The sequence below is a fragment of the Pseudomonas syringae genome, from assembly GCF_001698815.1.
Lineage (GTDB): Bacteria > Pseudomonadota > Gammaproteobacteria > Pseudomonadales > Pseudomonadaceae > Aquipseudomonas > Aquipseudomonas syringae_A.
In genome coordinates this window covers 38,096-57,019 of record NZ_LGSI01000044.1, presented here as the reverse complement: position 1 = coordinate 57,019, position 18,924 = coordinate 38,096, and the positions used below count along the sequence as shown (strand labels likewise).

Annotated in this window: 22 protein-coding genes and 1 tRNA gene; 16 read left to right on the top strand and 7 right to left on the bottom strand. The window is 57.0% G+C overall.

Annotated features, from left to right (window positions below; genetic code table 11):
* The first annotated feature begins 55 nt into the window (after positions 1-55).
* The 6 genes from AFK24_RS14170 (at position 56) to AFK24_RS14150 (ending at position 4,350) form a co-directional block, all read left to right on the top strand.
* Entirely contained in the window at positions 56-1,156 is a 1,101-nt protein-coding gene (locus AFK24_RS14170) for an alkene reductase (RefSeq protein WP_065833796.1), read from the top strand.
* 74 nt (positions 1,157-1,230) lie between these two features.
* Positions 1,231-2,019, top strand: coding sequence for an SDR family NAD(P)-dependent oxidoreductase (locus AFK24_RS14165; RefSeq protein ID WP_065833795.1), 789 nt, complete (start codon positions 1,231-1,233; stop codon positions 2,017-2,019).
* Between the two features lie 129 nt (positions 2,020-2,148).
* Complete coding sequence (locus tag AFK24_RS14160) at positions 2,149-3,147, top strand: NADP-dependent oxidoreductase (RefSeq protein WP_065833794.1); 999 nt, start codon at positions 2,149-2,151, stop codon at positions 3,145-3,147.
* 41 nt (positions 3,148-3,188) lie between these two features.
* Positions 3,189-3,398 carry a hypothetical protein gene (locus AFK24_RS30765; RefSeq protein ID WP_139110506.1) on the top strand — a complete coding sequence of 70 codons (210 nt, stop codon included), beginning with the start codon at positions 3,189-3,191 and terminating at the stop codon, positions 3,396-3,398.
* A gap of 348 nt (positions 3,399-3,746) precedes the next feature.
* Positions 3,747-4,019: a type II toxin-antitoxin system Phd/YefM family antitoxin gene (locus tag AFK24_RS14155; protein ID WP_065833793.1), complete on the top strand. Its 273-nt coding sequence runs from the start codon at positions 3,747-3,749 to the stop codon at positions 4,017-4,019.
* Complete coding sequence (locus tag AFK24_RS14150; protein WP_065833792.1) at positions 4,006-4,350, top strand: type II toxin-antitoxin system RelE/ParE family toxin; 345 nt, start codon at positions 4,006-4,008, stop codon at positions 4,348-4,350. The genes AFK24_RS14155 and AFK24_RS14150 overlap by 14 nt, the downstream gene beginning before the upstream one ends.
* Before the next feature lie 120 nt (positions 4,351-4,470).
* Here the strand turns inward: AFK24_RS14150 and AFK24_RS14145 are convergent.
* A tRNA-Ser gene (locus tag AFK24_RS14145) sits at positions 4,471-4,558 on the bottom strand.
* A 122-nt stretch (positions 4,559-4,680) separates the two neighbouring features.
* On the opposite strand from AFK24_RS14145, the gene AFK24_RS14140 reads away from it, so the two are divergent.
* The 7 genes from AFK24_RS14140 (at position 4,681) to AFK24_RS14110 (ending at position 8,942) form a co-directional block, all read left to right on the top strand.
* On the top strand, positions 4,681-5,352 hold the full coding sequence (locus tag AFK24_RS14140) for a Bax inhibitor-1/YccA family protein (RefSeq protein ID WP_020290233.1): 672 nt from the start codon (positions 4,681-4,683) through the stop codon (positions 5,350-5,352).
* A 102-nt stretch (positions 5,353-5,454) separates the two neighbouring features.
* Positions 5,455-5,847: a sulfurtransferase complex subunit TusD gene (gene tusD, locus AFK24_RS14135; protein ID WP_065833837.1), complete on the top strand. Its 393-nt coding sequence runs from the start codon at positions 5,455-5,457 to the stop codon at positions 5,845-5,847.
* A 1-nt stretch (position 5,848) separates the two neighbouring features.
* The gene (gene tusC, locus AFK24_RS14130; RefSeq protein ID WP_065833791.1) at positions 5,849-6,211 is read left to right on the top strand and encodes a sulfurtransferase complex subunit TusC; all 363 of its coding nucleotides are present in this window, start codon (positions 5,849-5,851) and stop codon (positions 6,209-6,211) included.
* Positions 6,211-6,510, top strand: coding sequence for a sulfurtransferase complex subunit TusB (gene tusB, locus AFK24_RS14125; protein WP_065833790.1), 300 nt, complete (start codon positions 6,211-6,213; stop codon positions 6,508-6,510). The genes tusC and tusB overlap by 1 nt, the downstream gene beginning before the upstream one ends.
* Positions 6,507-6,842, top strand: a complete 336-nt coding sequence (locus tag AFK24_RS14120) for a TusE/DsrC/DsvC family sulfur relay protein (RefSeq protein WP_065833789.1) — start codon at positions 6,507-6,509, stop codon at positions 6,840-6,842. The genes tusB and AFK24_RS14120 overlap by 4 nt, the downstream gene beginning before the upstream one ends.
* Entirely contained in the window at positions 6,839-7,840 is a 1,002-nt protein-coding gene (locus AFK24_RS14115; protein ID WP_065833788.1) for a glycosyl transferase family protein, read from the top strand. The genes AFK24_RS14120 and AFK24_RS14115 overlap by 4 nt, the downstream gene beginning before the upstream one ends.
* 94 nt (positions 7,841-7,934) lie before the next feature.
* Positions 7,935-8,942 (top strand): glutathione S-transferase family protein, encoded by a 1,008-nt coding sequence (locus AFK24_RS14110; RefSeq protein ID WP_065833787.1) that lies wholly within the window; start codon positions 7,935-7,937, stop codon positions 8,940-8,942.
* 97 nt (positions 8,943-9,039) lie between these two features.
* Here the strand turns inward: AFK24_RS14110 and cysG are convergent, their stop codons facing one another.
* The 6 genes from cysG to AFK24_RS14080 form a co-directional block, all read right to left on the bottom strand.
* Positions 9,040-10,434, bottom strand: a complete 1,395-nt coding sequence (cysG, locus tag AFK24_RS14105) for a siroheme synthase CysG (RefSeq protein WP_065833786.1) — start codon at positions 10,432-10,434, stop codon at positions 9,040-9,042.
* Positions 10,435-11,715 carry a serine--tRNA ligase gene (gene serS / locus AFK24_RS14100; protein WP_065833785.1) on the bottom strand — a complete coding sequence of 427 codons (1,281 nt, stop codon included), beginning with the start codon at positions 11,713-11,715 and terminating at the stop codon, positions 10,435-10,437.
* 16 nt (positions 11,716-11,731) lie between these two features.
* The gene (gene crcB / locus AFK24_RS14095) at positions 11,732-12,106 is read right to left on the bottom strand and encodes a fluoride efflux transporter CrcB (RefSeq protein WP_020290224.1); all 375 of its coding nucleotides are present in this window, start codon (positions 12,104-12,106) and stop codon (positions 11,732-11,734) included.
* A gap of 2 nt (positions 12,107-12,108) precedes the next feature.
* Complete coding sequence (locus tag AFK24_RS14090) at positions 12,109-13,431, bottom strand: replication-associated recombination protein A (RefSeq protein WP_065833784.1); 1,323 nt, start codon at positions 13,429-13,431, stop codon at positions 12,109-12,111.
* 19 nt (positions 13,432-13,450) lie between these two features.
* Complete coding sequence (gene lolA, locus AFK24_RS14085; protein ID WP_065833783.1) at positions 13,451-14,074, bottom strand: outer membrane lipoprotein chaperone LolA; 624 nt, start codon at positions 14,072-14,074, stop codon at positions 13,451-13,453.
* Positions 14,075-14,152: 78 nt separating this feature from the next.
* The gene (locus AFK24_RS14080; RefSeq protein WP_170826330.1) at positions 14,153-16,594 is read right to left on the bottom strand and encodes a DNA translocase FtsK; all 2,442 of its coding nucleotides are present in this window, start codon (positions 16,592-16,594) and stop codon (positions 14,153-14,155) included.
* A 429-nt stretch (positions 16,595-17,023) separates the two neighbouring features.
* On the opposite strand from AFK24_RS14080, the gene aat reads away from it, so the two are divergent.
* From aat to infA, 3 genes are all read left to right on the top strand, one after another.
* Positions 17,024-17,737: a leucyl/phenylalanyl-tRNA--protein transferase gene (gene aat, locus AFK24_RS14075; protein WP_065833782.1), complete on the top strand. Its 714-nt coding sequence runs from the start codon at positions 17,024-17,026 to the stop codon at positions 17,735-17,737.
* A 23-nt stretch (positions 17,738-17,760) separates the two neighbouring features.
* Positions 17,761-18,468, top strand: coding sequence for an arginyltransferase (locus tag AFK24_RS14070; RefSeq protein WP_065833781.1), 708 nt, complete (start codon positions 17,761-17,763; stop codon positions 18,466-18,468).
* A gap of 100 nt (positions 18,469-18,568) precedes the next feature.
* Positions 18,569-18,787, top strand: coding sequence for a translation initiation factor IF-1 (gene infA, locus AFK24_RS14065; protein ID WP_002553999.1), 219 nt, complete (start codon positions 18,569-18,571; stop codon positions 18,785-18,787).
* Positions 18,788-18,924 lie beyond the last annotated feature (137 nt).

Sequence of the window (18,924 nt, the reverse complement as noted above, 5' to 3'; positions counted from 1 at the left end):
AATCTCTACCAGCACGGCGCAGATCGCGTCATTGATTAACGATTATGGAATCCATATGAACGACAAGACTTTGTTTGAGCCGTACAACCTCGGCTCGCTGACGCTTTCCAATAGAATCGTTATGGCGCCACTGACGCGAAACCGCGCTGGAGCGGGCTTTGTTCCGAGCGAATTCGCTGCCACCTATTACGGCCAGCGAGCTTCCGCCGGCCTGCTGATTTCCGAGGCTACTCAGATCTCACAGCAAGGACAGGGCTATCAAGATACGCCAGGGATTTATACCCAAGCGCAGATAGAGGCTTGGCGTGCAGTCACAGAAGCCGTCCATGCGAAGGGCGGACGTATTTTCCTGCAGCTGTGGCACGTCGGGCGAGTGTCCCATGTTGACCTCCAGGAAAATGGCGCAGCTCCGGTAGCACCCTCTGCGCTGCGCGCATCGACGAAGGTTTTCGTTAACAACAACTTCGTGGATGTTTCGCAACCTCGAGCCCTCGAAATCGGCGAGCTCGCTGGGATCGTCAAGGATTTTCGCCAAGCCGCAGCAAACGCGATTGCTGCGGGTTTTGATGGCGTAGAAATCCATGGCGCGAACGGCTATTTGCTTGACCAGTTCCTCAAGGACGGAGCGAATGTGCGCACCGATGCCTACGGTGGCTCGGTTGAAAATCGTGCTCGTTTTCTACTTGAAGTCGTAGCGGCCGTAGTCAGCGAAATCGGTGCTGAGCGAACGGGTATTCGTATCTCTCCAGTCTCCCCCGCCAATGATGTTTGCAGTACCAACCCGCAAGCTCAATTCGACTACCTCGTCGATCAACTCGACGCCTTGGGCCTGGTTTTCCTGCATGTGGTCGAAGGCGCAACCGGCGGACCTCGCGACGTGGCGCCCTTTGACTTCAACTCCTTGCGTCAACGCTTCAAAAATACCTACATCGCCAACAATGGCTACGACCTGGATCTGGCCACCTCGACGCTGATCGAAGGCAAGGCCGATCTCATTGCCTTTGGACGTCCGTTTATTGGCAACCCTGATTTGGTCGAGCGACTCAAGACCGATGCCGCTTTATCCGGATTCGACCCTGCCACCTTGTACGGCGGCGGCGCAGACGGCTACATCGACTACCCGACGCTTACCGAGAGCGCCCACCAAAACCACTGACAAAATCACTGTTGCTCGCCTTCCGAGCGATACATGTGAATCGCCAATCGATATCTACAGCAGAGAATCTTGCCATGATCAACCCTACTACCGTTCTGATTACCGGCGCCTCCACTGGCATCGGCGCCACCTATGCAGAGCGCTTTGCGCAACGCGGACACAGTCTGGTACTGGTAGCCCGCGACAAAAATCGGCTGGACGCCCTCGCGGCGCAACTGCGTGAAACACACAATGTATCCGTTGATGTGCTCCAGGCCGACCTGACCCAAAGCGGCGACTTGACGGCGGTGGAAAAACGCCTGCGCGATGATTCCAGTATTGGCATCCTGGTAAACAATGCAGGCGCAGCACAATCCGGCAGCTTTATCGAACAGTCCACCGACAGCGTTGCTCAGTTGGTTACGCTCAACACTACTGCACTGGTAAGGCTTGCCAGCGCCATCGCCCCACGCCTGGCACAAGCTGGGGACGGCGCGATTATCAACATAGGTTCGGTTGTTGGCCTGGCGCCTGAGTTCGGCATGACGGTCTACGGTGCGACCAAGGCCTTCGTGCTGTTTCTGTCACAGGGCATGAGCCTGGAGCTGACGCCCAAAGGTGTCTACGTGCAAGCCGTTTTGCCAGCAGCCACCCGCACCGAAATCTGGGAGCGAGCGGGTATCGACATCAACACCCTGACTGACGTCATGGAAGTGGGTGATCTGGTCGATGCGGCGCTGGTCGGTTTTGATCGTCGCGAGCCGGTGACTATCCCGCCACTGCAGGATGCCGACTGCTGGGATGCCTTGCAGGCTGCGCGCCAGGGTTTGCTATCGCAGATTCGGCAAGCCGAAGTCGCCGAGCGCTACAAAGCCAAACAGTAAAACATCGCGAAGCAGGTGCTTGTGCAAGAGCGCCTGCCCAACATGACAACTCATGATTCGAGACCTCAACCACAATCACCCACAGGATTCGTCGATGCCGCGAGCCAATGCGATGAGAGTTGAATCAACATGAAGGCATTTACCATCGACCGTTACGGTAAAAACAATGGACGCATAAGCGAGGTACCCGCCCCTGACGTGGGTGCCCATGACGTTCTTGTTCAAGTGCATGCGACCAGCGTCAACGTGCTCGATTCGAAGATCAGGAGAGGCGAATTCAAACTGATCCTGCCGTATTCGTTCCCGTTGATACTGGGCAATGACCTGGCTGGTGTGGTGGTTGGCGTGGGCTCCGCTGTGCGGCGCTTCAAGCCGGGTGATGAGGTTTATGCGCGCCCTCCTGAACAGCGCATCGGCACATTTGCCGAGCTGATCGCGGTGCCCGAAGAAGCACTTGCGCTGAAACCCAAAAACATCGGCATGGAAGAGGCCGCCTCGCTCCCACTGGTTGCGCTCACGGCCTGGCAGGTGCTGGTTGAAACCGCCAAGCTGAAAAAAGGCCAGAAGGTCTTCATCCAGGCCGGCTCCGGTGGCGTCGGCAGCATTGCTATCCAGCTCGCCAAGCATCTGGGCGCCTTTGTCGCGACAACCACCAGCACAAACAATGTTGAATGGGTCAAGGCGCTGGGAGCGGACATTGTGATCGACTACAAGAAGCAAAAGGTCGAAAGCGTCCTGCAGGACTACGACGTCGTATTGAACAGCCTGGGCGCTGATGAGCTGGAAAAATCGCTCAGCATTCTCAAGCCTGGTGGCCAGCTCATTTCAATCTCCGGGCCGCCGACGCCAGAGTTCGCTGAAGAGCAACGGCTGTCCTGGGTATTCGGCCTGGTCATGCGTGTGTTGAGCAGCAGCATCCGCAGAAAGGCGCGCAAAAAAAATGTCAGATATGCGTTTGTCTATATGCGTCAGAGCGGTGCTCAGCTGGGCGAAATAACGGCACTCATCGAGTCCGGAATTATAAAGCCGGTGATCGACCAAACCTTCTCTTTCGAGTCGACAGCCAAGGCTTTGAGCTATGTCGAACAAGGAAGAGCAAAAGGCAAGGTAGTGATCAGGCTGATCTGACCCGACTCCAGACACGCTCTCGAGAAAATGAAGAAAGTGAAATGGATAAAATTGCCGAAAAACATTTCTTGATCGACCCAACGGTCGGGTTGCCAGACGAGGCATCTGAAAGGGCCGATGTCAGGGATGTATCAGAATGGCCTGATTCGCTGCCCACTCCCAAGCACGGGGCACTCCAGCCAACATCAAATCTCAAACCTTCAGCACCAGCTCCCACAATCGTCTGGCGCAAACTGATGTTGGAGCCGTAGCGGAAAGACCGGCAACTTAGTGCAGTCGAAAGTGGCGCACTCTGGTTATCAATTCGTTACCCGCCCCTGCTATATCGGGATTGGTCGATCCTTTCTTCATCTCATTGACGTTTTTAGAGGTGACTCCAAGCTCTTCAGCATTGAGCATCGCATTCTGACTCGGAGTCCGTCGACTGAAGACCAGTAACCGCACAACATAAATAAAGGCATACCCCTGCGCAATGTCTGATCGTTTACCATGGTCCAAATTTGGACTACTATCAGACCAGTCCTCGCCATCAGGACCAGCACCGTACCCCATGAGAGGGTCGGCATGGCTTATCTATAAATTGTCAGAGGCACCGACTTATGCGAGTCGAAACTATCAGCTACCTGAAGAAGAACGCAGCAACGCTGGACGTATCCGAACCCATGGTGGTGACGCAAAATGGCCTTCCCGCTTATGTGATCGAGTCCTACGCAGAGCGCAAGCGCCGGGATGAGGCCGTAGCCCTGATCAAGCTCATGGCTTTTGCCTCCCGCGACAAGGAGCAGGGAAAACTCATTTCGGGCGACACCCTCTTGAATCGCCTGGCCCAGCGTTGCCATCAGTACCAAGAGGAAAACGATGGCGAAGTTTAAGATCCAGTACGCTTCAACTGCTGAGCAAAGCCTGTATTCGCAGATCACCCATCTTCAGCCTCACATTGGCAATGCTGGGGCACAACAGAAGCTATCTCGGTTGATTGTCGAGGTCGAAGCCCTGCTTTCAAACAACCCACTCGCCTACCCTATTAGCTCCCAGGCTAGCCTCTTCGGCATCACCCAGTACAGAGAGCTGAACCACGACGGCTATCGAATTTTTTACGAACCTTTCGAGAATGAGCAACTGGTAGTGGTGGGCTTGATCCTGGCGCAAAAACAAAGCGTAGAAGATCAACTGATCCACTACTGCCTTATGTTCGACAGGTAAAGAGGCGATGCGGAACGGCTTTGGAATAATGCGGAACGTTTACGGGTTTACCCGCCAAATCGCCACCAAACCCCAGATACGAAAAAGCCCTGAAATCTCAGGGCTTTAGCGTTTAAAAAGTGGCGGAGACATAGAGATTCGAACTCTAGGACCTGTTACAGTCGGCAGTTTTCAAGACTGCTGCCTTAAACCACTCGGCCATATCTCCACTTGCATTGCGGGCGTCATAATACCCGAATGAAACACGCTGTCAAACTCTCTGGGTAGCCGTTTGCGGGCTCTCTGTTATGATCTTTGCAACTCAACATTTCAACCACTAGGAGTTTCGCCATGCGCGAACAGGATTACGCAGTTAATAACGGCGTGCAGGCCGATCAGCTAGAGGTTAGCCGCGTCCTGCGCAACACGTACGGCCTTCTGGCCCTAACCCTTGCATTCAGTGGCGTCATGGCTTTTGTCGCCCAGCAGATGCGTGTGGGCTATCCCAACATTTTTGTGGTGCTGATCGGCTTCTACGGCCTGTTCTTCCTCACCAACAAGCTGCGTGATTCCGCATGGGGCCTGGTTTCGACCTTCGCCTTGACCGGTTTCATGGGTTTCCTGCTGGGCCCGATCCTCAATCGTTATCTGGGCATGGCTGGCGGTGCTGAAATTGTCAGCTCGGCGTTTGCCATGACGGCGCTGGTGTTTGGTGGCTTGTCGGCATACGTGCTGATCTCCCGCAAGGACATGAGCTTCCTTGGTGGCTTCATCACTGCCGGTTTCTTCGTGCTGCTGGGCGCGACGCTGGCGAGCTTCTTCTTCCAGATCAGCGGGCTGCAACTGGCGATCAGCGCGGGTTTTGTGCTGTTCTCTTCCGTCTGCATCCTGTTCCAGACCAGTGCGATCATTCACGGTGGCGAGCGCAACTACATCATGGCGACCGTCAGCCTGTATGTATCGATCTACAACCTGTTCATCAGTCTGCTGCAAATCTTCGGCATCATGAGCCGCGACGATTGATAGATGGTCAAGCGTCAACAAAAAGCCCGCATCGCGGGCTTTTTGCTGTCTAGAGCCTGTGAATTCTTTATCATTGCCGGAGTTTCTCTGAACGAGCATCCCATGAAGTTCGCCATTGCCCTTTTTTCCGCCGCACATGCGCCCTCTTCTCGCCGGGCACTTTTGTTTGCCCAAGCTGTGCTTGCGGGTGGACATGAAATCGTGCGGCTGTTTTTTTACCAGGACGGCGTCTACAGCGCTTCTGCCAACGTCGTCGCACCCCAGGACGAACAGGACATCGCTGCGCAATGGCGCGAATTCGTCAGCGAGAACAAGCTTGATGGTGTCGTTTGCATCGCGGCGGCTTTACGCCGAGGGGTGTTGAACGAAGAAGAAGCGCAGCGCTATCAGCGACCTTCAGCCAATCTCACCGCGCCTTGGGAGCTTTCCGGGTTGGGTCAGTTGCACGACGCCGCGCAGTCAGCCGATCGCCTTATCTGTTTCGGAGGGCCTTGAGATGGCCAAGTCTTTACTGGTGATCAGCCGTCAGGCGCCCTGGTCTGGATTGAGCGCGCGCGAAGCATTGGACGTCGTGCTGGCAGGCGGCGCTTACGATTTGCCGATCGGGCTGCTGTTCATGGATGACGGCGTTCTTCAACTGAATCAAGCGCAAGACGCGGCCTCCTTGCAACAGAAAGACCTCACGGCAAATCTCAAGGCACTGGAGATGTTTGGCATCGAAGATATTTTTGCCTGTGGGAAAAGCCTTGCGGAGCGTGGGATGTTTCCCGGCAACTTGAACATTACTATCCGCCAGCTTCCCCAGGAGCAGGATATTTCCGAACTCATCGACCGCTACGACCACGTGATCACAATCTGATGGCCACCTTACATGTGTTATCTCACTCCCCATTCGCCGACAGCCGCTTGACCAGCTGTTTGCGCCTGCTTGGCAGCAACGATGCACTGTTGTTGTGCGGCGATGCCACTTACGCCCTCACCCAGGCAACCGCGCCATTGCAGGCGCTGCAAGATCGCGTCAATACCTTTGAGCTGTATGCCCTTGAAGAAGATATTCAGGCGCGCAACATGACGGTTCCTAGCTGGGTAAAGCGTGTGGACTATGCACAATTTGTTGAGCTTTCGATCCGTTACGACCGGGTCAATACCTGGCTATGAAACGATTAACCGTTGAAGGTCGCGCAATTGCCCTGGACAAGGATGGTTTTCTTGCAGATCTCGACGACTGGTCGCTGCAGGTTGCGCAGGCCTTGTCCATCCAGGAAGGCATCGAGCTAAGCCCTGAGCATGTGGAAATTCTGCAGACGCTGCGCGACTTTTACGCCGAATTCCAGTTGTCCCCCGCGACCCGACCGCTCATCAAATACACTGCGTTGAAGCTTGGCCCCGAAAAAGGCAATAGCATGCATCTCAATCGCCTGTTCAACGGCACTCCTGCCAAACTCGCCGCCAAACTGGCGGGCCTGCCAAAGCCGACCAATTGCATATGACTGAATACGCCCCGCTAACACTTGAAACTCCCGCTGAGCATCCATTTGCGCCCTTCGTGCGCATTCTTGGCAAAGGCAAACGCGGGGCCCGCAACATGACACGCGAGGAAGCTCGCGAGGCCATGGGCATGGTGCTCGACGAAAAAGTCGAAGACACGCAACTGGGTGCCTTTCTGATGTTGTTGCGCCACAAGGAAGAAAGCGCAGAAGAGCTGGCGGGTTTCACCGAGGCTGTACGCGAACGGCTGAATGCGCCGCCGCTACCCGTGGACATCGACTGGCCAACCTATGCCGGCAAGAAGCGTCATCTGCCGTGGTATCTGCTGGCGGCGAAATGCCTGGCGCAGAACGGCGTGAAAGTGCTGATGCACGGTGGCGGCGCGCATACCGCCGGACGTTTATATAGCGAACAGCTACTGGGATTACTGGGCATTCCACTGGCTCGAAACTGGCAGGCAGTCGGCTCCGCGCTTGAACAACATAATCTGGCGTTCATCCCTCTCGCTGACTGGGCGCCGCAATTGCAGCGCATGATTGATCTGCGCAACACGCTCGGCCTGCGCTCGCCCATTCACTCGCTGGCACGAATCCTCAATCCGCTGGGCGCGCGTTGTGGTTTGCAGAGCATTTTTCATCCGGGTTATCAGAGCGTTCATCGCGACGCCAGTGGCTTGCTTGGCGATCACACCATCGTAGTCAAAGGTGACGGCGGCGAAGTTGAAATCAATCCTGACACCATCAGTCATCTCTATGGCACCACCGATGGACAGCCTTGGGACGAAGAATGGCCTGCACTCTCGGATCGTCGCCATGTGAAGCCGGCAACGCTGGATCCGCAGCAATTGGTCGCTTTGTGGAAAGGTGAGGTGCAGGACAGCTATCCGCAACTCGCGCTGATATCCACCATTGCACTGGCCTTGCGCGGTCTTGGGTTACCGCGAGAAGAAGCCTTCGAACGTGCGGAACATTTTTGGGCAAATCGAGATACATCGATTTAACCGATCGTTACACCCCACCCTTTGCGCTTTTTGTTCGAACGAATCGGCCTAAACTGTCCTCCAAAGTACGTAATCAACGAATTGGGAGTCAGATATGGGCCTTCTCGTAGAAGGGCGCTGGCACGACCAGTGGTACGAAAGCAGTAAAGACGGGGCGTTCCAGCGTGAGCAAGCGCAGCGCCGTAACTGGATCACTGCGGACGGCAGGCCCGGCCCTTCCGGCGAAGGCGGCTTCAAGGCCGAAGCCGGTCGCTATCACCTCTATGTCTCGCTGGCCTGTCCATGGGCCCACCGCACGCTGATCTATCGCAAACTCAAAGGGCTGGAAAGCCTGATTGATGTGTCGGTGGTCAGCTGGTTGATGCGCGAAAACGGCTGGACCTTCGACGTTGAAAAAGGCTCCAGTGGCGACCCGCTCGACAACCACAATTTCCTGTACCAGCGTTACCTGGCTGATACCGCTGATTACACTGGGCGAGTCACCGTGCCGCTGTTGTGGGACAAAAAGCTGCAACGTATCGTCAGCAACGAGTCGGCTGAAATCATTCGCATGTTCAACTCTGCGTTCGATGAGCTGACCGGCAATCGCCTGGATCTGTATCCCGACGCCTTGCAGCAGCCGATCAATGAGCTGAACGACCGTATTTATCCTGCCGTGAATAACGGTGTTTATCGTGCCGGCTTTGCGACGTCGCAGGGCGCTTACGAGGAAGCCTTCGACGATGTATTCGCTGAACTCGATGCCCTCGAAGTGCTGTTGGGGGAAAAACGTTACCTGACCGGCGAATACCTGACCGAAGCCGACATCCGCCTGTTCACGACCATCGTGCGCTTCGACCCGGTGTATCACGGCCACTTCAAATGCAACGAGCGTCGTATCGCCGACTACCCGAACCTGCGCAACTGGCTTCTGGAGCTGTATCAATGGCCGGGCGTGGCTGAAACGGTCGATTTCGAGCACATCAAGCATCACTATTACGCCAGTCACAGCACCATCAATCCGACCGGCATAGTGCCTAAAGGTCCGCAGCAGGATTTGAGCGCAGCCCATGATCGGGAGCGCTTGACCGGACGCAACATCTGGCACAAAACCGGGCAATAAAAAACGCCGGACTGCTTGAAGACTCTCGAATCAGAGGCCTCAAACAGTCCGGCGTTTTTGTGTCCGGCGCTGTTACTCCAGCATTGTTATTCCGGCATCAGACCGAAGCCTGAGCGCCTTCGAACCAGGCCAGTTTCTCACGCAACTTGACCACTTCGCCCACAATCACCAAGGTCGGCGCATGGACTTCATGCTCGGCCACCAATTGCGGCAAATTAGCCAGAGTGCCAGTGAACACCCGCTGATTAACCGTCGTGCCTTGCTGGATCAGCGCCGCAGGCGTATCAGCCGAACGGCCATGCTTGATCAGCTCTTCACAGATAATTGGCAGACCGATCAGACCCATGTAGAACACCAGCGTCTGGGCAGGCGAAACAAGGTCGTTCCACGGCAGATCCGTAGTGCCATCTTTCAGGTGACCGGTCACAAAACGCACCGATTGCGCGTGATCCCGATGAGTCAGCGGAATCCCGGCGTAGGCCGCACAGCCGCTGGCGGCGGTGATACCCGGCACGACCTGGAACGGAATGCCGTGGGCTGCCAGTTCCTCGATTTCCTCGCCACCACGACCGAAGATGAACGGGTCGCCGCCCTTCAAGCGCAGTACACGTTTGCCTTGCTTGGCCAGATCCACCAACTGACGGTTAATCTGATCCTGAGGCAAAGCGTGATCGGCGCGCTGCTTGCCGACGTAGACTCGCTCGGCATCGCGACGGCACAGGTCCAGAATCGCCGGCGCCACGAGTCGGTCATAAAGCACCACATCGGCTTGCTGCATGAGCCGCAAGGCACGGAACGTCAGCAAGTCCGGATCGCCAGGCCCTGCGCCAACCAGGTACACCTCGCCGGGTGCATGAGGCGGCTCGCCCGCAACCTTGGCCATCAGCAGCCGTTCTGCTTCGGCACCCTGCCCGGCCAGTTGTCGATCCGCAATCGGACCCTGGAAAACCTCTTCCCAGAAAGCGCGACGCTGGGTGACGTCCGGATACAAATTCTTCACCTGACTGCGAAAACGTGCTGCCAGACCAGCTAACTGACCGTAAGTCGACGGAATCCAGGTTTCCAGCTTGGCGCGAATCAACCGCGCCAGAACCGGGGCGTCACCGCCACTGGAGACTGCAATGACCAACGGCGAGCGGTCAACGATGGCCGGGAAGATCACGCTGCACAGCGCCGGCGCGTCGACGACGTTTACCGGCACGCAACGCAACTTGGCATCCTCGGAAACCTGAGCGTTGAGCGGCTCGTCATCGGTGGCGGCGATGATCAGCACGCAACCATCAAGATCGCTTTCGCGGTAGCCGCGAAGAATCAGCTGGCCGCCATTACCCTTGACCAACTCCGCCAATTGCGGCTCGATTTGAGGCGCGACCACCCGCAATATCGCGCCGGCGTCGGCGATCAAGCGGGATTTGCGCAAGGCAATCTCGCCACCGCCCACGACCAGCACTTGGCTGCCACGCAGGTTATGGAACAGCGGCAGAAATTCCATTTAGCCGATGACCTCGATACCGCCCATGTAAGGCTTGAGCACCTCAGGCACGCGAATCGAACCGTCAGCCTGCTGGTAGTTTTCCAGCACGGCGACCAGGGTACGGCCAACCGCCAGACCCGAACCGTTCAGGGTATGAACCAGCTCCGGCTTGCCGGTTTCCGGATTGCGCCAGCGAGCCTGCATGCGCCGCGCCTGGAAATCACCGCAGTTGGAACACGAGGAAATTTCGCGGAATTTGTCCTGGCTCGGGATCCAGACTTCCAGATCGTAGGTTTTCACTGCGCTGAAACCCATGTCGCCGGTGCACAAGGCCAGTACGCGATAAGGCAGCTCAAGCAGTTGCAGGACGCGCTCGGCGTTGCCCGTCAGGGATTCAAGGGCCGCCTGCGACTGATCCGGCGCGACGATCTGCACCATCTCAACCTTGTCGAACTGATGCTGACGAATCATACCGCGGGTATCACGGCCCGACGCGCCCGCTTCACTGCGAAAGCACGGCGTATGCGCGACGAATTTCAGCGGCAGCTGCTTGGCGTCGAGGATCTCGCCGGAGACGATATTGGTCAGCGAAACTTCCGCCGTCGGGATCAGGTACAGATCCGCCTCGCCTTCGCGAGAGATCTTGAACAGATCCTCTTCAAATTTTGGCAACTGACCAGTGCCTTGCAGCGCTGGCGCTTGAACCAGGTACGGCGTGTAGGCTTCTTCGTAACCGTGTTCGTAGACGTGCAGATTGATCATGAACTGCGCCAGCGCGCGGTGCAGACGCGCGATAGGTCCGCGCAGCAAGGCGAAACGGGCACCGGAAAGCTTGGCGGCGGTTTCAAAATCCAGCCAGCCGTATTTCTCGCCCAGCGCAACGTGGTCCTGAACGGCGAAATCGAACGCAGTCGGCGTGCCCCAGGTGCGGACTTCGACGTTATCGTCTTCGTCCTTGCCAACCGGCACGGATTCATGAGGCAGGTTCGGCATGCTCAACAGCATCCCGTCCAGCTCGGCCTGGATCGCGTCCAGTTCCACTTTGCCAGTGCTCAGTTCTTCGGCCATGCGCTCGACATCAGCCATCAACGGCGCAATGTCTTCGCCGCGCTGCTTGGCCTGACCAATGGATTTGGAACGGGCATTACGCTCGGCCTGCAATTGCTCGGTGCGGGTCTGTACCGTCTTGCGCTGGGTTTCCAGCGCTTCAATACGGGCTACATCCAGTGTAAAGCCACGGGAAGCCAGGCGATCCGCTACGTCCTGAAGTTGAGTACGTAACAGTTTGGAATCGAGCATATCGTTCTCTCGTCTATCAAAGTCTGGTCAGGGACAGGCCAACCCACGTCGCGAGCAGCCCGCCGAACACGCTGATCCCTGCATAGCCCAGGGCCAGAGGCATTTGCCCGCTTTCCAGCAGGCGCAGCGTATCCAGTGAAAAGGATGAAAAGGTCGTAAGACCACCAACAAAGCCGACAATCAGCCCGGCGCGAATCTCGATGGGCACTTCCGGGCGCAACAGGAACAGCCCGTAAAGCACGCCAATAATCAGGCAACCGACGATGTTGACCGCCAGCGTCGCCGTATAGAAATGTCGCGGCCAGTTCGCGCTGACCCAAGTGCCAGCAGCGAAGCGCAATAATGTACCAGCGATACCGGCAACCGACACCGCAAGAATCGTTCTGATCACAACTACTTTCTCCGCTGCTGGGGGCTCGCTGCGTCCAGCGCAGCCAAATGACGCAACTTCTCGCCGATTTTCAGTTCCAGGCCGCGAGGCACTGGCTGGTAATACTGGCGCGGTTCAAGTTCGTCAGGGAAATAGTCTTCGCCGGCAGCGTAGGCATCCGGTTCGTCGTGGGCATAGCGGTATTCTTCGCCGTAGCCCAGCTGTTTCATTAGTTTGGTCGGCGCGTTGCGCAAGTGCAGCGGGACTTCGAGAGACCCGTGCTCGGTCGCTTCGCGCATCGCCGTCTTGAAGGCCATGTACACTGCATTGCTTTTCGGTGCACAGGCCAGATAGACAATCGCCTGCGCGACCGCCAGTTCGCCTTCCGGACTGCCCAGCCGCTCCTGCACATCCCAGGCGGACATGCACAGCGGCAGCGCGCGTGGATCCGCATTACCGATGTCTTCACTGGCCATGCGTACCACACGGCGCGCCAGATACAACGGATCGCAGCCGCCATCGATCATGCGCGCGAACCAGTACAGCGCCGCATCAGGATTGGAGCCGCGAATGGATTTATGCAGCGCAGAAATCTGGTCGTAGAACGCTTCGCCGCCCTTGTCGAAGCGACGTCGGCTGTCACCCAGCAGACTTTGCAGCAAGTCGAGACCGATTTCCGAGCCGTCTTCAGCCAGATCAGATGCGTTCTCCAGCAGATTGAGCATGCGTCGACCGTCTCCATCAGCGGCAGCCATCAGCATTGCAAAACCTTCATCACTCAGGCTCAAGCGATGCTGACCCAACCCACGGTCCTCGGTGAGCGCACGCTGCACCAGCTTGCGCAGCGCCGACTCGTCGAGACTCTTGAGCACATAGACCCGGGCGCGGGATAGCAAGGCGTTGTTAAGTTCGAACGAAGGATTTTCCGTGGTGGCACCGATGAAAATCAGCGTGCCGTCTTCGACGTAGGGCAGAAACGCATCCTGCTGAGACTTATTGAAGCGATGCACTTCGTCGACAAACAGGATTGTGCGGCGACCGTATTGCCCGGCCTGCTGCTTGGCCACTTCGACGGCCAGGCGAATTTCCTTCACGCCCGCCAGCACTGCTGAAACGGTTTCAAAATGCGCATCGGAAACCTTGGCCAGCAGCCGCGCCAACGTCGTTTTGCCAACGCCCGGCGGCCCCCAGAAGATCATCGAGTGCAAGGCGCCCTGCTCCAACGCTTCACGCAATGGCTTACCGTGGGCAAGCAAATGCTCCTGGCCGACGTATTCGTCCAGGTTGGTCGCACGCAAGCGGGCGGCCAGCGGCTGAGCTATCGGATCACTTCGAAACAGGTCCATGGGCGACGTTTAAAACCTCTTATTCCTGAATGACATCAGCGCCTTTGGGAATCTGGAACTGGAATTTGCTCGCCGCGATCGGCTCATTGGCCTTCACGCCAGTGAACAGGATATTAGTGCGCTGACCCACGCTGTCGATCAACTGCATGTCGTTGATGATGCCGTTGCGGAACGACAGGCGCAGGCTGTCGAACAGCGTGTCCTTGGTTTTGGGCTTGAGCACGAAGTCGATCACGCCGCCCGCTTCCTTGGAGGAGATTTCAAAGCTTTCGCTGATCTTCGATACATCACCAGACAGCAGCAGGGCCGGTGTTTGAGTCAGGCGCTGGTCCAGGGTCTTGATAGTGACTTGCTCAAGATCGGGGTCCCATAGCGAAACCTTCTTGCCATCCGAAACCATCAGCTGTTCCTGTGGCGCATCGGTGTGCCAGTTGAACAGCCCTGGACGCTGCAAGGCCATTTCGCCTGCGGTTTCCTGCAACTGAGTGCCGCTGCCATCCAGGGTCAGCTGGGAGAAGCGTGCCGTCAGTGTCTGGGATTTCTCCAGCAACTGGGTCAGCCGCGCGACATCCTTGCTGTCGGCATGGGCCGGAATCGCGGAAAAGGTCAGTGCAGTTACCAACAACATGCGGATAAGACGCATGGGAGTCCTCATTGAGTTCGGTGAAATCCCGCCGACGCATCCAATGCATCGGCGGACAGGTTGTTCATAGTCTTGCTGTCAGTCACGCATCGGCGCCGGTGCGATGACTTCGCGAGACCCGTTGGTGTTCATGGAAGTGACGACGCCCGCCATTTCCATGGCTTCGATCATGCGCGCGGCGCGGTTGTAGCCGATCTTCAGCTTGCGCTGGACCGCAGAAATCGAGGCGCGACGACTTTCCAGGACGAACTTGACCGCTTCGTCGTAAAGCGCATCACTTTCACTGTCGTCGGAGCCTTCGCTGCTGCCGCCATCGAAGCCACTGCCCGGCTCTTCAACGCCTGCCAGAATATCTTCGTTGTAGTCCGGCGTCCCGCGCAGTTTCCACGCTTCGACAACGCGGTGAACCTCATCGTCGGAAACGAAGGCGCCATGGACCCGGATTGGCAGGCTGGTGCCCGGCGGCATGTAAAGCATGTCACCGTGACCCAGCAATTGCTCGGCGCCGCCTTGGTCGATGATGGTCCGCGAGTCGATCTTGCTCGACACCTGGAACGCCATCCGCGTCGGAATGTTGGCCTTGATCAGACCGGTGATCACATCAACCGAAGGCCGCTGGGTTGCGAGAATCAGGTGAATCCCTGCCGCACGAGCCTTTTGTGCGATACGCGCGATCAGCTCTTCGACCTTTTTGCCGACGATCATCATCATGTCGGCAAATTCGTCCACCACCACCACGATGGTCGGCAACTTGGTCAACAGCGGTGCTTCGTCGTGAATGCTTTCACGCTTGTACAGAGGATCAACCAGCGGGGTTCCGGCTTCCTGCGCTTCCCTGACCTTCTGATTGAAGCCCGACAGGTTACGCACGCCCATCTTCGCCATCAGCTTGTAGCGACGCTCCATCTCGGCAACGCTCCAGCGCAAGGCGTTGGCGGCGTCCTTCATGTCGGTAACCACCGGACAGAGCAAGTGCGGGATGCCTTCGTAGATCGACAGTTCAAGCATTTTCGGGTCGATCATGATCAGCTTGGCGTCTTCCGGGCCGGACTTGAACAGGATCGACAGAATCATCGCGTTCACGCCCACCGATTTACCGGAACCGGTAGTACCGGCAACCAGCAAATGCGGCATCTTCGCCAGATCGGTAATCACCGGCTTGCCGCCGATATCGTGACCCAGGGCCAGCGTCACCGGCGATTTGGCATCGTCGTATTCAGGCGTCGACAGCACTTCGGAGAAGCGCACGATCTGCCGGTCTTCGTTAGGAATCTCGATGCCGACCGTGGTTTTGCCAGGAATGACCTCAACTACCCGAACGCTGGTGACCGCCAGGGAACGCGCCAGGTCCTTGGCGAGGTTGGAGATACGGCTGACTTTCACGCCCGCAGCGGGTTGAATTTCGTAACGGGTGATGACCGGGCCTGGATGAATCGAGTCGACGGTAACCTCTACGCCAAACTCCTTGAGCTTGATTTCCAGCAGATTGCCGACTGCGGCCAGGGACTCTGGCGAGTAATTGAGCTGCTTTTTTTCTGCCGGGTCGAGAATCGAGATGGGCGGCAACGTGCCTTCCACAGCGCTGTCGACGAAGAGCGGCGCCTGCTTTTCTTTCAGCACGCGCTTGCTTGGCTCGGGGGCCTTGGCGGGTGCTGGCGGGATGACCGCAGCAATGTGTTTTTCTCGCTCGGCCACCGGCTTGGTGAAGACTTGTTCACGTGGCGGCTCGATCGGGCGCTCTTTGGGCTTGACCGGCTCGCGCCGCTCGCCTGCGACAGACGCTACTTTGTCGTAGCTCCGATTATCGGCTTCCCGCAATTGCGCAACCATTTGCTTGCGCTCGTTGCGTGCAGTCCACCAACGGCTGGCCGCGCCCTGGAACAGCTCCAGCAGATCCAGGGTGATCTTGCCGGTCACGTCCATGACCTTGAACCAGGACAGATCGGTAAATACCGTCAGGCCGAACAAAAACAGGGCAATGAACAACAAGGTGCTGCCCTGGATGTTCAAGGCTTTCTTGGCCATATCGCCCAGAATTTCACCCAGAACGCCACCCGCCGAACCGGGGAAACCTGCCGCAAAGTGGAAATGAATATGCGCCAGCGCCGCACCGGCCAGAACCAGAAACACCAGGCCGATCAAGCGCCAGGAGAATAGCCAGCCGCTCCACTGCCAGGGTTCGTGGCGATGACGGAAGATCTGATACGTCTTGATCGCCAGCAGCAACGGGAATATGTAGGCAAAGTAGCCCAGCACCATGAACAGGATGTCAGCGCAAAAAGCACCCGCACGCCCGGCCGCGTTCTGGACTTGTACCGCGCTGCTGGTGTGGCTCCAGCCGGGATCATTCTGGTCGTAGGTCAGCAGTGCCATCATCAAATACAGGCACAGGGCGCCGAAAGCGATCAGCGCACCTTCCTTGAGCCGGTAGTGCAATTGCTGCCGCCAAAGCGGAACGGGGCTGGGTGCTGCGGTGGATTTCTTCAAAACGCTTTTTTTCCTGCGCTGGAGCGCGAACATCTGATGGTTGACGTCGAACGTACTGTATTCACGAAATAAGGATCGTCAATCCTGAAAACGGGTGTAGACGGTGCGCTGCCAGGCGCGGACCGGACGATGACTCGAAAGACAAGAAACAAGGTTGGCATTGTACGGGTTTGCACCGTCGATGCCACGCTAGTCTGGCTTGGGTGTAGCATATCTTCAAGACTCACCGGGAACGGTCAATTTGAGCACGCATTGCCTTTGCTGACAAAGACTTATGAGACGTACCTTGCTCAGCTTCGCGAAACGTTCCAGGCCGTACGAATTCAGGGTGACTTATCACCCAAAAAGCCATCATACGGTCAGGAGACCGACCTCAAAAGGACGACCGCTTATGACCACGCATGTCACGCAGAGTTGCAGCATTGCGTTTATCGCCCTCCCCTCTCGCACAGCCCTGACCTCATGCTGACCTGGTTGCAGCGCAACAGCCTGGTATTTCCGCCGCTGGAAAAAGCCCTGCGCGAGCCTGATGGCTTGCTCGCCGCGGGCGGTGATCTGTCTGCGGACCGGCTGATTCAAGCTTATCGCCACGGCTGCTTCCCGTGGTTCCAGGAAGGCCAGCCGATCCTCTGGTGGTCACCGGATCCGCGCACGGTGATATTTCCCGAAGAGCTGCATGTATCACGCAGCCTGGGCAAAGTCATTCGGCAGGGGCGTTTTCAGGTGACCTTCGATCAGGACTTTGCCGCAGTGATACGCGCCTGCGCAGGGCCGCGCAGTTATGCGGACGGCACCTGGATCACCGGACCGATGCAGGCCGCTTATCTGGAATTGCACGAGCGCGGTCATGCCCACAGCGTAGAAGTCTGGGAAAACGGTACGTTGGTGGGCGGCTTGTACGGTTTGGCCATGGGGCAGCTGTTCTTCGGGGAATCGATGTTCAGCCATGCCGATAACGCATCGAAAGTGGGTTTTGCCACCCTGGTGGAGCGTTTGAGCAACTGGGGTTTCGTACTGATCGACTGCCAGATGCCAACCGGCCATTTGCACAGCTTTGGCGCTCGCCCCATCCCGCGCCAGGCGTTTGCCGAATATCTGCGTCGGCATCTGGACCTGCCAAATAACGCCGACTGGCTGCCTAGGCGAGTTCAGCAGCCTGACATACACTCTAACTAAAGGTTTTTATCAGGGGGGCGATCATGACAGAGCTGGCCCGGCTTAAGTTTTATGCCACTCAACCCCATTCCTGCAGCTATTTGCCTGAGGAACAGGCGACCACGCTGTTCCTGGACCCCAGCCAGCCGATGGACGTCAAGGTCTATGCCGACCTCTCGGACATGGGCTTCCGCCGCAGTGGCGATCACCTGTATCGACCTCACTGCCAGAATTGCAGCGCGTGCGTCCCTGCCAGAATCCCTGTCGACCTGTTCGTACCTAATCGGCAACAGAAGCGCATTTTCAAACGCAACGCGGATATCCAGGTCAGCAGTACCAAGCCGCACTTCACCGAAGAGTATTTCGATCTCTATCAGCGCTATATCGAACAAAGGCACGCCGATGGCGACATGTTTCCACCCAGTCGCGACCAGTTTTCGACTTTTTTGGTTCGCGACCTGCCCTTCTGCAGATTCTACGAATTTCGCGTCGAGAAACGCTTGGTTGCAGTGGCGGTTACCGACCTGCTGCCCAATGGCCTTTCAGCGGTTTACACCTTCTACGAACCAACTGAAGAGCGCCGCAGTCTGGGGCGATACGCGATTTTGTGGCAAATAGCTGAAGCCTCGCGCCTCAAGCTCCACGCGGTCTATCTGGGGTACTGGATAAAGAACTGCCAAAAGATGAATTACAAGACTCAATATCGGCCCATTGAGCTGCTGACAAATCAGAGATGGGTCACTCTTTACTGAAGCCCTTGGCTTAAACATCATTTTTCGGGCACAATGCACGCCGCTTTTGCCTGGCGCCACTTGCACCGGGCCACTCATTGGATACCGAGGGCTTTACTGCATGTCGAAAGAAGACAGCTTCGAAATGGAAGGCACTGTCGTCGACACCCTGCCCAACACCATGTTTCGTGTGGAGTTGGAAAATGGGCACGTCGTAACCGCGCATATATCCGGCAAGATGCGCAAGAACTACATCCGTATTCTTACCGGCGACAAGGTGCGTGTTGAACTGACGCCCTACGACTTGAGCAAAGGGCGCATTACTTACCGCGCCCGTTAAGCAAGTCTTGACGAAAACGCCCGGCATCTGCCGGGCGTTTTTGTTCGTCTGAGTTTTGTCGCGCGCAAAGGGTTTTCCTGGAGCGAGGCTTGCCCGCGAAGGTCGATTACAAGGCTTGCCTGCCGTACCGCAGCGAC